Here is a 13,873-nt window from a genome sequence, read left to right as displayed (position 1 = left end):
TTTATTTCACGACAGAACGATGACGGTTTGATGACGCCTGGGGGGCGTCAGCATTAAATTGCCATCAGCTGTTTGTAAAAACTCAGTGCTTGGCCACTGCCGTGTTGAGTTTCAGGTAGTCCAGCAGAATCCGCCCGGTTTCGCTCAGGTAGGCGTCGTCTTCCGGTTTGGTTTTATCATCTTCGGCCGCAATGACGTCCTCGTCTTCTTTCTTCAGCTCTTTGAGCGGTTCTTCACCCTTGGCCTTGCGACGGATGTTTTCCATGGCCAGCTGTTTGGCTTCGATGTCGGCGTGCTGGGCACGACGCTCGGCTTCATTGAGGCTGACGGTTTTTTCCAGCATCAGTTTCTGCGCCAGGGCCAGCTTGTCGCGGATGAACACGAACTCTGCATCCTTGGCCGTACGCACGTCATGTTCGGACTGGAGCTGCGCAATGTACGGTTTGAACGGATCCACTGCAGGCTTGATCGCCGCCTTGATGGTGTCCCACGGCATGGCTTCCGGCAGGGCGCTTTCGCCGATTTCCTTGGTGTCGATGATCGACGGGTAATCGATGTCCGGCAAGACGCCCTGATGCTGGGTGCTCTGCCCGGAAACCCGATAGAACTTGGCCAGGGTCAGTTTCAGTTCGCCATGGTTGAGCGGCTGAATGGTCTGTACGGTGCCTTTGCCGAAGGTCTGGCCACCGATGATCAGTGCGCGGTGGTAGTCCTGCATGGCGCCGGCAAAGATCTCCGAAGCCGAGGCGGACAGACGGTTGACCAGCAACGCCATCGGGCCTTTGTAGAACGCCCCCGGGTTTTCATCTTCCAGGACATCGACGCGGCCATCGGCGTTACGCACGAGCACGGTCGGGCCTTTGTCGATGAACAGGCTGGTCAGCTCGGTGGCCTCTTGCAAGGAACCGCCGCCGTTGTTACGCAGGTCGATGACCACGCCGTCGACTTTCTCTTTCTGCAGCTCGGTCAGCAGTTTCTTGACGTCGCGGGTGGTGCTCTTGTAATCCGGATCGCCGGCACGGAAGGCCTTGAAGTCCAGATAGAACGCCGGGATTTCGATAATGCCGAGCTTGTAGTTTTTGCCGTCCTGCTTCAGGTTCAGTACCGACTTCTTCACGGCCTGGTCTTCGAGCTTCACCGCTTCACGGGTGATCGGCACGATCTTGGTGGTCTGGTCGTTCGGCGCATTGCTGGCCGGGATGACTTCCAGGCGCACGACAGTGCCTTTCGGACCACGGATCAGCTTGACCACTTCGTCCAGGCGCCAGCCCACCACGTCGACCATTTCCTTGTTGCCCTGGGCCACGCCGATGATCTTGTCGGCCGGTGCAACCTGCTTGGTCTTGTCCGCCGGACCTGCCGGCACCAGGCGTACGACTTTCACCTGGTCGTTATCGCTCTGCAACACGGCGCCGATGCCCTCGAGGGACAGGCTCATGTTGATGTCGAAGTTTTCCGCATTATCCGGCGACAGATAGTTGGTGTGCGGGTCGTAGGACATGGCGAAGGTATTGATGTACGCCTGGAAGATGTCTTCCGCGCGGGTCTGGTCCAGGCGTGCCAACTGGTTCTTGTAGCGCTTGGTCAGGGTTTCCTGGATCTGCTTGGGCTCTTTGCCGGCGATCTTCATCCGCAATACTTCATCCTTGACGCGTTTGCGCCACAGGTCGTCGAGTTCTGCGGTGGATTTGAGCCAGGGAGCGTCCTTGCGGTCGATCAGCAAGGTTTCCTTGGTGGTGAAGTCGATCTTGTCGACGCCTTTGCCCAACTCGGCAAGGGCGAAGTCCAGACGCGCCTTTACGCGGTCCAGGTAGCGCTTGTAGATGGTGAACCCGGCGTTCAGGTCGCCACTCTTGAGGAAGTCGTCGAACTGCGTCTTCCACTTGTCGAATTCGGCAATGTCGCTGGCCATGAAGTAGCTGCGCGACGGATCCAGCAGCTTGAGGTAGCTGTCGTAGATGATCACCGAGCGCGCGTCGTCGAGTGGCGGCTTGCTGTAGTGGTGGCGTTTGAGCAATTCCACGACATTCAGACTGGCGATCACTTCGTCACGATCGGGTTGAAGCTTGTCCCAGCTATTGGCTGCGAATGTATTGCTCGACATCGGCAGCAAGCCGATACCGATGAATAAGGCGAGGGCAGTGCTGGGGAACAAATGCTTCATGCTGATTCGACGCGGGGACAATTGATAACGCATATTAGGCCGTCTTTGAAGTCGCCGGTTCTTTGAGAGCCGGTCGCATAATGCAAAAAGCCCGGCGCTATAGCTTCGGGCTCAGTCCAGACTCACTATGGAGGCACTGTGAAAGCATTGCAAGGCGTTGACGGTCGAGTGGTGTGGGTTGATGAGCCGAGTCCTGCATGCGATGTAGGACAAGTTCGTATTCGAGTGTCGGCAGCGGGTATCAATCGCGCCGATTTATTACAGAAGGCCGGCCTTTATCCCCCGCCGCCAGGGGTCAGCCAAGTGCTTGGTCTAGAGTGCTCGGGCGTGATCAGCGAGGTGGGCGCCGGGTCCTCCTGGCAGATTGGTGATCGGGTTTGCGCCTTGCTGGCCGGGGGCGGCATGGCCGAAGAAGTGGTTGTCGACGGGCGGCACGTGCTGCCGGTTCCCGACGGGGTGTCACTGGTCGAAGCGGCAGCGCTGCCCGAAGTCTATGCAACGGTCTGGTTGAATTTGTTTCAACTTGCTGCGCTCAAGCCGGGTCAGAAAGTTCTGCTGCACGCCGGAGCAAGTGGAATTGGTTCAGCGGCTATTCAGCTGTGCAAGGCCTTTGGTAGCCCATGCTGGGTCAGCGTCGGCTCCGCCGAGCGACTGGCGTACTGCGAAGCGCTGGGCGCCCAGGGCGGCGTGGTGCGCAATGGCGATCTGGAGAGCCTGCGCGATCTGGGGCCGTTCGACGTGATTCTCGACCCGGTGGGTGGTAATTACGCGGCATTGAACCTCAAGCTGCTCGCGCAGGATGGCCGTTGGGTGTTGATCGGCCTGATGGGCGGCCGCGAGGCCAAGCTGGATCTGGCCCAGGTGCTGGCCAAGCGAGTGCAGTTGCTGGGTTCGACCCTGCGCAGCCGTGATGAGCAATTCAAGGCCGATCTGTTCTGCGATCTACGCCTGCACGTGTGGCCGCTGTTCGCCGAAGGGCGCTTGAGCCCGCAATTGGCCAAGGCTTTTCCGATCAAGGATGCCGAGGCGGCGTTTGCCGAACTGGCAAGCAATACCGTGGCGGGGAAGGTGGTGTTGGTGATTGACGAGAGCCTGGCTTGATCCTTGTAGGAGCTGGCTTGCCAGCGAAGAACGATAATGCGGTGTGGCATGAACACCGTGTTGTCTCGTTCGCTGGCAAGCCAGCTCCTACAGGTTCCGGGTTACTTCCAGAGATGGATCGGCCAGCCAGCTTTTTCAGCCTGTTCGCGCAGCACCGGATCCGGGTTGACCGCGTGGGGGAAATCCACTTTCAGCAACAACGGCAAATCATTGCGTGAGTCGGAATAGAAACTCGCGCCTTCAAGGTTTTCCTCCTCGGCATCCAGCCATTCCAGCAAGCGGGTGATCTTGCCTTCGCGGTAGGTCAGGGTGCCGACGGTATGACCGCTGTAAACGCCGTGGGCCACTTCCAGTTCAATGCCCAGGATCTCGTCGATGCCCAGACGTTCGGCGATAGGGCCGACCAGGTGGGTGCCGGAAGCCGAGATCACCAGAATCCGGTCACCGGCCTTGCGATGTGCCGCGATGGTTTTGGTGGCGTCGCTGAAGATGATCGGTTCGATGAAGTCTTCCACCCATGGGCCAACCAGATGCTCGACTTCTGCGGGCGTCCGACCGATCAACGGTTCCAGGCTGAAGGCCATGTAGTCCTCCATCGCCAGGTGGCCGCGGCCGTAGGCATCCATCAGCTCCTTGTCGCGACGCAGGAACGATTCGCCATCGACCCAACCGAGGCGAACCATTTGCTCGCTCCACAGTGAGGCGCAGTCGCCGTGGATGAGGGTTTCGTCCAGATCAAAAATTGCCAGGGCCATCAGTGCAGTTCTCTCTTGAGCGTCAGCAAAGTCATCAGGCTACCTCACACAGGGCCGTCGGATCGATGGAAAGCGCCAGACGTCGACCGTCGGGATGCAAGTCGGCCGCCGAGCGGTTCAGCACATCTACCACCAATTCCACGCCCCGGGCTTCTACCCGGTAGCGAATCACGTTGCCCAGCAGGCTGTGGCTACGCACCTGCGCGTCCAGATCGCCATTGAGGCTCAGTTCGATGGCTTCCGGGCGGATGGCGATGCGCTTGCTGATCGGTCGCTGCAACAGCTTCGAAGCGCTGTCGGCATCCAGCAGATTGTAGTTGCCGATGAACCCGGCGGCGAACACATCCACTGGCGCAGTGTAGAGGGTTTCGGCGTCGCCGCTTTGTACGATCTTTCCCTGATTCATCAGGAAAATCCGGTCAGACATGGTCAGGGCTTCTTCCTGATCGTGTGTGACGAATATTGTGGTCAAGCCCAGCTCGCGCTGGATCTGACGGATCTGTTCGCGCAGGTGCTTGCGAATCCGCGCGTCCAGGGCCGACAACGGTTCGTCGAGCAGCAACAGGCGTGGGCGGGTCACCAACGAGCGGGCGAGGGCCACGCGCTGGCACTGACCGCCGGACAATTGATGCGGAAAACGCGAGGCGAAGTCATTCAGTTCCACCAGTTTCAACACTTCGGCGACGCGCTTCTGACTGTCGTCGGCGTTGACCTTCTGCATACGCAGGCCGAAGGCGATGTTTTGCTCCACACTCATATTGGGAAACAGGGCATAGCTCTGGAACACCATGCCGATCCCGCGTTTTTGCGGGCTCAGGGGCACGATGTCCTGATTGTCCAGGAGGATCTTGCCACCGTCCACCGAGGTCAGGCCGGCGATGCAGCGCAGCAGTGTGGATTTGCCGCAGCCGGAGGGGCCGAGCAGGGTGACGAATTCGCCTTTCTTGATTTCGCAATTGATGTCGCTGAACACGGTGGTGCCAGCCTGCCCTGCTTGAGCGTAGCTTTTCTGAAGATGCTGGACGCTGACGTAGCTCATAAGCTTTTGTCCTTGTTCAAGATATTGGCGATCCAAGTCAGTACCAGCACAAAGAAGAAGTAGGAAATCACCAGCGCACTGGTGAAATGACCGCTGCTGTTGCGCATGTTGTTGAGGTAGACCTGCAGGGTTTCGTAGCGGGTGCCCACGAGGATGTTGGCGAACACGAATTCACCGAACAGAAACGAGAACGACAGCAGCAGTGCCACCATCAGGCCCTTGCGCAGGTTCGGCAGCACCACCAGGAATGCGGCTTGAAAGGTGCTGGCGCCGAGCAACTGGGCAGCGTCCATCAGGTCGCGCAGGTTGATCGCATGCAGGTTGTTGGTGATCGCCCGGTACATGAACGGCAGCGCCACGGTGAAGTAGCAACCGATCAGGATCCACGGTGTGCCGACCATGGCGAACGGTCCGGAGCCGTAGAGCTGCAACAGCCCCACCGACGACACCACCGGCGGCACGGCGAAGGGCAGCAGGATCAGGATGTTCATCAGCGCGTCGAGTTTCGGGAAGTGGTAATGCACCACGAACAGCAGCGGCAGAATCAGCACCACGGAAAGGATCAACGAACCGACGCAGACCAGCAACGATTGCCCGAACGCATCCAGGAAGCGCGGGTCGCTCCACAGCTGGATGTACCATTTGAGGGTGAAGCCACTGGGCAGAATGGTCGCCGACCAACTGCTGGCGATCGAGTAGATCAGCGTGCCGGCCAGCGGTAACAGCAGGATGGCAAACACCAAGTACACCACGACGCGGTGGTAGACACCGACGGGCCCCAGTTCAGCGCGAGACATGGTAACTCCTCTTCAACAGCAATTGATGCACGATGGTCACCAGGGTCATCAAGGCCACCAGCACCACGGCCAGGGCGCTGGCCAGGTTCGGGTCCAGGGAAATGTCGCCGGACACCATCGCCGCGATGCGGATCGGCAGCACGTTGAAGTTGCCGGTGGTCAGTGCGTACACCGTCGCGTAGGCGCCGAGGGCGTTGGCCAGCAGGATCACGAAGGTGCCGAGCAGCGCCGGTGTCAGCACCGGCAGACCGATGTGCCGCCAGAACTGCCAGCCACTGGCACCGAGCAGCGCGGCGGACTCGCGCCAGTCTTCGCGCAAGGCATCGAAGGCCGGGTACAGCAGCAGTACGCCGAGAGGGATCTGGAAGTAGGTGTAGAGGAGGATCAGCCCGGTTTTCGAGTACAGGTTGAAATCCTGAATGATGCCGGCCTGCTTGAGCATGATGGTAAAGCTGCCGTTGAAGCCGAGCAAAATGATGAACGCGAAGGCCAGGGGCACGCCGGCGAAGTTGCTGGTCATGTTGGCGAAGGCGTTGACGAAGTTGCGCAGTTTCGAATCGACCCGGCGCAGGGAGTAGGCGCCCAGTATCGCGATAAGGATCCCGAACACGCTGGACCAGAAACTGATCTCGAGGCTGTACTGGATGGCCTGCAGGTAGAACTTCGAGCTGAAGATTTTGCTGAAGTTGGCCAGGCCCCAGCCGAATTCTTCCGATTGCAGGCTGTTGATCATCACCCAGGTCAGCGGTGCGATCTCGAACACGATGAAGAACAACGCAAACGGGACCAGGCACAGGACAGCGAGCCATTTACTGCGGGTCATGGAATTCACTTCAACAGCTCCCGGCAGACCGGTTTGTCGTGGGGCACGCCGAGCAACTGGCAGACGGTGCCGCAGATTTCGGTCTGTTTCGGCGCGGCGTCCACGTTGAAGCTGAATGCATCACCGAGAACGAACAGCGGCACTTCACGTTCTTCCGGCAGCAGGCCGTTGTGGGAGCGGTCGTTGTTCATGCCGTGGTCGGCAGTGACCAGCACCTGATAACCGGCATCGAGCCAGCCTTGCAGGTAGTCGGCCAGGATGATGTCGGCCGAGCGGGCGCTGTTGCGGTACTGCGGGGTGTCGAGGCCGTGCTTGTGCCCGGCGTCGTCGATGTTCATCGGGTGGATCAACAGGAAGTTCGGCGCATGGCGCAGGCGCAGGTTTTCGGCGTCGGCGAACAGGTGCGAATCCGGGTAGTGATCGTTCCAGTAGAAATGCCCGTGCTGGATCGGCAGTTGCGGGTCATCGGTGTGACGGTCCCGGGCCGCCACGAAGGGCGAACGGTTGTACAGTTCGCTGACCCAGTGATAAGCCGCAGCGGCCGTCACAAGACCTGCGTCGGTGGCGTAGTGATAGATGCTGCGCTGGTTGGACAGGCGCGAGACATTGTTGTGGACAATGCCGCTGTCGATGGGCGCAACGCCGGTCAGGATGCATTCGTACAGCGGGCGGGACAGGGCCGGCAACTCGCACTCCAGTTTATAGAGTGCGGCGCGTCCGGCGCCGACGTACGCCTGCAGGTGCCCCATGGCGTGGCGGGCGACCTCATGGTTGAGGCCGTCGAGCACGACAAGGATGACGTTGTGCTTCATAGGGGAAAAAACTCCGTGTAACAGGAATCAGAAGTTTCGAACTCAACTCAACCCCTTGTGGGAGCGAGCTTGCTCGCGATAGCGGCCTGACATTCAACATTTCCTTCGAATGTAAGCCGTCATCGCGAGCAGGCTCGCTCCCACAGGGATTTACGACATCACTTCATTTCGACGATGACTTCTTCATTCCACTTCTGCGGAAGGGCCTTGGAGGTCTTCTCCCAGGCATCCGCATCCTTGATCGGCGTCACTTTCTTGTACTGCTCGTTAGGCAGCAGCTTGGCCTGCACCTCGGCTGGCAGTGTGATGTGTTCGGCACGGATCGGACGGGCGTTGCCCTTGGCCAGGTTGATCTGGCCAGCGTCGCTGAAGATGTATTCGCGGGTCAGCTTGGCAGCGTTCGGGTTTTTCGCGTACTTGTTGATGATGGTGGTGTAGCCGGAAATCACCGAACCGTCGGACGGGATCAGCACCACGTAATCATCCGGGTTGGCCATCTTGGCTTTGTAGCTCAGGCCGTTGAAGTCCCAGACCACACCGACTTCGATTTCGCCTTTTTCCATGGCACCAATGACCGGGTTGGACATCGACAGGCGACCCTGCCTGGCGATGTCGGCGAACAGATCCAGGGCAGGCTTGAGGTTTTTCTCGTCGCCACCGTTGGCCAGTGCCGCTGCCAGTACCCCGTTGGCGGCCTGGGCTGCGGTGCTCACGTCGCCGATAGAGACTTTGTATTTGCCACCCTTGAGGTCAGCCCACTTGGTCGGCACTTCGGAACCGTGCAGCAACTTCTTGTTGACGATGAACGCGATGGTGCCGGTGTAGGCCAGTGCCCAGTTGCCGTCCTTGTCCTTGGCCCAGGCCGGAATCTGATCCCAGGTCGAAGGCTTGTAAGGCTGGACCACGCCTTGCTTGACCGCGATCGGGCCGAACGCTGCACCGACGTCGCCGATGTCGGCGCTGGCGTTGTCTTTTTCCGCGGCGAACTTGGCGATCTCCTGGGCCGAGCTCATGTCGGTGTCGATGTGCTTGAGGCCGTATTTGTCGCTCAGGTCTTTCCAGGTCCCGGCCCAGTTGGCCCAGTCATTGGGCATGCCGACGCTGTTGACGGCGCCTTCCGCTTTCGCAGCGGCTTCCAGGGTTTTCAGATCGATGTCGGCCGCCATGGCGGCGGTGCACATTGCAATGGTCGAGCCTAACAGTGATGCCAGGAAAAACTGTTTCATTCCAAAGCTCCTTGGGTCGTGTTCAACGCTGCGATTGCGGTGTGTGTTGGTCTAGGTCAGCAATACCTGAGCCAATTTAAGGGGGCTGGATGACACTTTGATGTCGTTCGTCGCCCGGGATGACTTTTTGTTCATTGGTATCGCCAGTGGCCTGCTAAGCGTAGACCATGGTCAAGGCCCCGGCTGGCAAGGGACTTGGCCGATGAATTGCAGGTTATTGAAAGTCGGGAGTGGCGACCGTTGGGCGGTTTTGTCATATCTCGGTCATCTGCGCTGCCTACGCTGCAGACTATTGAATGAGCCGGTTTGCGCTGCGGTTCTGCCCTGAATTGGTGCTGGTCTAGTCCAGAAAGGAAACGTTGATGCGTGAAGAGGCAACAAAAGCGGTAACAGCCATCGGCCAGGTGCTTCAGGAGCAGATCGATCACGGTCTGTTGGCTCCTGGCAGTAAATTGCCGGCCGAACGCAAGCTCAGTGAACTGTTCGGCACCACGCGGATCACTTTGCGTGAGGCGTTGTTGCAGTTGGAGTCACAAGGGCAGATCTACCGCGAGGAGCGGCGCGGCTGGTTCGTCTCGCCGCCGCGCCTGGCGTACAACCTCATGCAGCGCAGCCACTTTCACGCGATGGTCAGCGCCCAGGGGCGCATTCCGTCCACCGAGGTGATTTCGGCACGATTGCAACCGGCATCGGCGGCGGTCTGTGCCTGGCTGCAATTGCCGGCGCTGTCGAGCGTGATCCAGATCTGCCGCTCACGACGGATCGACGGGCGACTGGTGCTGTATGTGGAGCACTATCTGAACCCGCAGTACTTTCCCGGGATCCTCGATTTCGATTTGAATCAGTCGATCACCGAGCTGTATGCGCGGCATTACGATTTGCACTACGGGCGGGTGCGCTTCGAGATTGTGCCTACGGCGTTGTCGGTGGACGCGGCGGCGGCGTTGAAGGTGTCAGTGGGCAGCCCGGGCCTGCGGATTGCCCGGGTCAACTATGACCAGCATGAACGGTTGATCGACTGCGACCTGGAGTTCTGGCGGCATGATGCGATTCATGTCGGGGTGGATGTTGTCTGATACTGCTTTTCGTAGGAGCTGGCTTGCCAGCGATGAGGTCATAACATTCAACATCTTCGTTGGACGTCAAGCCGTCATCGCTGGCAAGCCAGCTCCAGAGGTTATTCATCCTGCGAGCCACCACCGGCGGTCATCACCTGAATACTCATCCGCGGTGTCGCCAGATCCAGCCCGGCTTCATCCATGTGCCGCTTGAGTGACAGGTTGAACGCTCGCGACACTTCCCACTGCTTGATTGGCGCGGTCTTGAAGCGGGCGCGAAGAATCGCATTGCCCGACTCGAAACTTTCCACCCCCTGAAACTCCAGAGGCGACCAGATATTGCGCCGCTGCAACGGATCGGTGCGCATTTTCTGACCCACTTCGCGCATCAGTTTGATAGCGTTGTCGATGTCCATGCTGGCCGGTACCGCGACCCGGAAGATCGCGTAGCCGAATTCCCGGGAGTAGTTCTTGATGCTTTTGATTTCGCTGAACGGAATGGTGTGGACGATGCCGTCGATGTCCCGCAGGCGCACGGTGCGGATGGTCAGGCCTTCGACCGTGCCGAGGTGGCCGCCGACATCCACGTAGTCGTCGATGGCCAGGGAGTCTTCGATGATGATGAACAATCCGGTAATCAGGTCGGCTACCAGCGACTGTGCGCCAAAACCGATGGCCAGACCGATCACGCCGGCACCGGCCAGCAGTGGCGTGACGTTCATGCCCATGTTCGCCAGGGCAACGATCAGCGCGATGATGAAAATCGCCACGAACAGCACGTTGCGGATCAGCGGCATCATCGTCTGCGCGCGGGCATTGGCCAGGCCTTTGCGCGAGCGGGTCAGCGCGTGATGCACAGCGGTATCGCTGAGAATCCAGATCAGCCAGGCGAACAGCAGCGTGCCGGCGAGACTGAACAGTTTGACGCTGACTTCGTGGCCGTCGCCTTCGGTGAAGCGGATCAACGACATGCCCCAGACCCGCAGGCCAAGCTCGATGAAGGCCAGCCACACCAGCAGATGAACGATGGTGTAGAAAAAGTTTTTCAGCCGCTCCGAATACACGGCGTAACGCCGGATGCCATGCCGGGGTTTGAGGGCATGGCGGCGTACCAGACCGTTGATGACCATGCACAACACCAGCAAAACGGTGCAGATCAGCGACTGGCGCAGGGCGGTGCTGGTGTCGCCAGCGGAAATAAAGGTGGCGAACAGGGAAACGGCCACCAGCACCAGTGCCGGCACGTACCAGAAGGTGCCGAGGATCGACAGGGTGTCGTTAAGGGCACGGCGGGTCAGGCGTCGGGACAGCGGCTGATTGCGGATCAGGTGGGCGATCGGCCGGCGGAAGCGCAGGATGAACCGCCCGGTGGAGAGCGCTGCCAAGACATTGGCTACTGTCGCGGCGGTATGGGCCAGATGGCTGCCGAGGCTGTCGACCAGTTGCGGGTCGCTCAGCGCTTCGCCAAACGCGGCGAAGCTGCCGATCAGCCATAGTGGCCGAAACGCCCGGTGCCGCAGGATGTACAGGGCGCGGTGGCGGTGTGGGCCGTCGAGCAGGGAAAAGGCAATCACGCAGATGGCCGAGAAGCAGGTGCCGACTACCAGTGCATAGGCCAGTACCATGGCCAGGCTTTTGCCCAGGGACGAGGGCAGGGCGTAGCTCATGTAGACCGTGATCACCAGAGCGATCAGCCATGGCCCGAGTTTGCGCAAGGCGAAGCGCAACATGTCGAGGGCCCTGGGATGTTGCGGCAGTTCTTCGGTCAGGCCGAAACGCATCCGCACGCGGTGGCTGATCCAGATCAGGGCGGCGGCCAGCAGGCTCCAGACCATCAGGATCATGGCGAAGGCGAACAGCATGGGCAGCCATTCATTGGCCGGCAGCGCCAGCGCCACCAGTTCTTCCCTGGCCTGGTCGAACTCACTGGACCAGCGCGTGAGCGGACTGCCGTCGCCGGAAAGTTTCTTCTCGATATTGGTCAGGGTTCCGCCAATCAGGCCCAACACGCCTTCTTCGGCAGCCGGCTGGGCTTTTTTGGTGGTGTCACGGAGCTTTTTCAGATCGGTCAGCAGCTTGGTGCGTTGCTGATCGTTCTCCAGAGACTTGATCACTTCGTCCAGGGATTGCCCCAGTGGTTCCTGTGCCTCGGGCTGGGTCTTGGCCTGGCTGCCGAGCAGACCAGGCAGGCCTGCCGCCTGTGCAGGCGCCACTGACAGCAACGTCATCAGGCAGACAAGGAAAATACACGGCAGGGCAAAAAGACGAGCGAACACTAGGCGGTCAACCTCTCAGGGAGCGGATCGGCCGAGTGTACGAGCCTGTCAAAATCAATGCGAGCCAGGGGCGATGAATTATTCGTTGAGTTTGGCGAGGATCTTGATCACCACGGTTGCGAGAATGGTCAGCATGCCGATCCACATGCCGAACACGCCGGCGTTTTTATCGCGGAAGTTGAAGCCGACGGCCAGCAGGAGCATCCCGGCAAGGATCGGGACCAGCATGGCGTGGAAGGTAGACATCGAGATCATGGAGACGGCCTTGTCGAAGGGATACCTGGAGTCTAGGCGGCTTTTTTGCGCGGTGTTGTCTGTAGGAGCGAGCTCGCTCGCGATGGACTTCAGGGCGCCGCGATTATCCAGAAAACACGCGTAATCGTTAGCGTCCATCGCGAGCGAGCTCGCTCCTACAGGGTATTGTTACGGCAACTCGCGGCAGGCGTAGAACGCGCTCAGCACCTTGACCAGATGCGCCAGGTCATGGCTGCCGCACAGTTCGCGGATCGAGTGCATGGCGAACGTCGGCAGGCCGATGTCCACGGTGCGCACGCCCAGGTGGCTGGCGGTGATCGGGCCGATGGTCGAGCCACAGCCCATGTCGCTGCGCACCACGAAACTCTGCACCGGCACTTCTTCAGCCATGCACAGATGACGGAAGAACCCGGCGGTTTCGCTGTTGGTGGCGTAGCGCTGGTTGCTGTTGACCTTGATCACCGGGCCGGCGTTGAGTTTCGGACCGTGGTTGGCATCGTGTTTGTCGGCGTAGTTGGGGTGCACACCATGGGCGTTGTCAGCCGAAACAAGCAGGGATTTCTGAATGGTGCGTACCAACTCATCACCTTCAGGCAGCAGGCGACGCAAGGTTTGCTCGAGCATCGGGCCGTCGGCACCGCAGGCCGAGCAGGAACCGACTTCTTCGTGGTCGTTGCAGACCAGCACGCAGGTCTCGTCGGTGTCGGCTGTCAGCAGCGCTTGCAGGCCGGCGTAGCACGACAGCAGGTTGTCCAGGCGCGCGCCGGCGATGAAGTCGCCATGCAAACCAATGACCGCCGCGCTTTGGGTGTCGTAGAAACTCAACTCGTAATCGAGCACCACATCAGCGTTCAGGCCGTGTTCGCGGGCCAGTTGATCGGTGAGCACTGCGCGGAAGTCCACGCGCTCGTCACCGGCAAATTGCGCGAGGATCGGCGGCAATTCGGTCTGGGCGTTGATGGCCCAGCCCATGTTGGCTTCACGGTTGAGGTGAATCGCCAGGTTCGGAATGATCGCGACCGGAGCCTGGAAGTCGATCAACTGGCTTTCGACCTTGCCGTCACGACGGAAAGTTACGCGGCCCGCCAGGGACAGGTCACGGTCGAACCAGGGGGCCAGCAGCGCGCCACCATAGACTTCGACGCCCAGTTGCCAGAAGCCCTGGCGTTGCAGTTCCGGTTGCGGCTTGACCCGCAGGCACGGGCTGTCGGTGTGGGCACCGACCAGGCGAATGCCACCGTGCAACGGTGAATGGCGGCCCATTTTGATCGCGACAATCGAAGAGTCGTTGCGGGTGACGTAGTAGCGACCGTTGGTTTCGGTATTCCACGGCTCGCGCTCGTCGAGGCGTTGATAGCCCGCCGCTTCCAAGCGCTGAACAAGACTGGCAGTGGCATGGAACGGGGTAGGGGAGGCCTTGAGGAAATCGATCAGGCCTTGGTTCAACTCTTCGCGCATAAAGTAGCTCCAGACAGCAGTAGCGCCAGTTTAACGTATTGGCCTGGTAAATGGCGTCGCACTGAATGTTGGGCTGGTCATCGAAATTGAATCTGGAGGAGATCCCTGT

12 protein-coding genes are annotated in these 13,873 nt (G+C 59.8%); 2 read left to right on the top strand and 10 right to left on the bottom strand.

What is annotated here, in order from left to right:
* Nucleotides 1–82 precede the first annotated feature (82 nt).
* Nucleotides 83–2,164, bottom strand: coding sequence for a carboxy terminal-processing peptidase (locus KGA81_RS01305; protein WP_223544238.1), 2,082 nt, complete (start codon nucleotides 2,162–2,164; stop codon nucleotides 83–85).
* Between the two features lie 138 nt (nucleotides 2,165–2,302).
* Here KGA81_RS01305 and KGA81_RS01300 point away from each other — a divergent pair, with 138 nt between their 5' ends.
* The gene (locus KGA81_RS01300; protein WP_223544237.1) at nucleotides 2,303–3,265 is read left to right on the top strand and encodes a zinc-binding dehydrogenase; all 963 of its coding nucleotides are present in this window, start codon (nucleotides 2,303–2,305) and stop codon (nucleotides 3,263–3,265) included.
* Between the two features lie 101 nt (nucleotides 3,266–3,366).
* Here the strand turns inward: KGA81_RS01300 and KGA81_RS01295 are convergent, their stop codons facing one another.
* The 6 genes from KGA81_RS01295 to KGA81_RS01270 form a co-directional block, all read right to left on the bottom strand.
* On the bottom strand, nucleotides 3,367–4,020 hold the full coding sequence (locus tag KGA81_RS01295) for an HAD family hydrolase (RefSeq protein ID WP_223544236.1): 654 nt from the start codon (nucleotides 4,018–4,020) through the stop codon (nucleotides 3,367–3,369).
* A gap of 34 nt (nucleotides 4,021–4,054) precedes the next feature.
* Nucleotides 4,055–5,059 (bottom strand): ABC transporter ATP-binding protein, encoded by a 1,005-nt coding sequence (locus KGA81_RS01290; protein WP_223544235.1) that lies wholly within the window; start codon nucleotides 5,057–5,059, stop codon nucleotides 4,055–4,057.
* Nucleotides 5,056–5,856 (bottom strand): ABC transporter permease, encoded by an 801-nt coding sequence (locus KGA81_RS01285; protein ID WP_223544234.1) that lies wholly within the window; start codon nucleotides 5,854–5,856, stop codon nucleotides 5,056–5,058. The genes KGA81_RS01290 and KGA81_RS01285 overlap by 4 nt, the downstream gene beginning before the upstream one ends.
* Nucleotides 5,843–6,679 carry an ABC transporter permease gene (locus KGA81_RS01280; RefSeq protein ID WP_223544233.1) on the bottom strand — a complete coding sequence of 279 codons (837 nt, stop codon included), beginning with the start codon at nucleotides 6,677–6,679 and terminating at the stop codon, nucleotides 5,843–5,845. Before KGA81_RS01280 ends, KGA81_RS01285 begins: the two co-directional genes overlap by 14 nt.
* A 5-nt stretch (nucleotides 6,680–6,684) precedes the next feature.
* Entirely contained in the window at nucleotides 6,685–7,491 is an 807-nt protein-coding gene (locus tag KGA81_RS01275) for an alkaline phosphatase family protein (protein WP_223544232.1), read from the bottom strand.
* Nucleotides 7,492–7,649: 158 nt separating this feature from the next.
* Entirely contained in the window at nucleotides 7,650–8,717 is a 1,068-nt protein-coding gene (locus tag KGA81_RS01270; RefSeq protein WP_223544231.1) for an ABC transporter substrate-binding protein, read from the bottom strand.
* A gap of 362 nt (nucleotides 8,718–9,079) precedes the next feature.
* Between KGA81_RS01270 and KGA81_RS01265 the strand changes: the two genes are divergently transcribed.
* Nucleotides 9,080–9,793: a UTRA domain-containing protein gene (locus tag KGA81_RS01265; protein ID WP_108218996.1), complete on the top strand. Its 714-nt coding sequence runs from the start codon at nucleotides 9,080–9,082 to the stop codon at nucleotides 9,791–9,793.
* A gap of 101 nt (nucleotides 9,794–9,894) precedes the next feature.
* Here KGA81_RS01265 and KGA81_RS01260 read toward each other — a convergent pair whose 3' ends face one another.
* The 3 genes from KGA81_RS01260 to KGA81_RS01250 form a co-directional block, all read right to left on the bottom strand.
* The gene (locus tag KGA81_RS01260; protein WP_263293193.1) at nucleotides 9,895–12,003 is read right to left on the bottom strand and encodes a mechanosensitive ion channel family protein; all 2,109 of its coding nucleotides are present in this window, start codon (nucleotides 12,001–12,003) and stop codon (nucleotides 9,895–9,897) included.
* 126 nt (nucleotides 12,004–12,129) lie between these two features.
* Nucleotides 12,130–12,444: a hypothetical protein gene (locus KGA81_RS01255; RefSeq protein WP_223544374.1), complete on the bottom strand. Its 315-nt coding sequence runs from the start codon at nucleotides 12,442–12,444 to the stop codon at nucleotides 12,130–12,132.
* 30 nt (nucleotides 12,445–12,474) lie between these two features.
* A complete protein-coding gene (locus KGA81_RS01250; RefSeq protein ID WP_223544229.1) occupies nucleotides 12,475–13,764 on the bottom strand; it encodes a M18 family aminopeptidase in 1,290 nt (429 codons plus the stop codon).
* Between the last annotated feature and the right edge of the window lie 109 nt (nucleotides 13,765–13,873).

This window comes from Pseudomonas sp. A-B-19 (assembly GCF_019947515.1).
Lineage (GTDB): Bacteria > Pseudomonadota > Gammaproteobacteria > Pseudomonadales > Pseudomonadaceae > Aquipseudomonas.
This window is presented reverse-complemented; position numbering and strand designations above follow the sequence as displayed.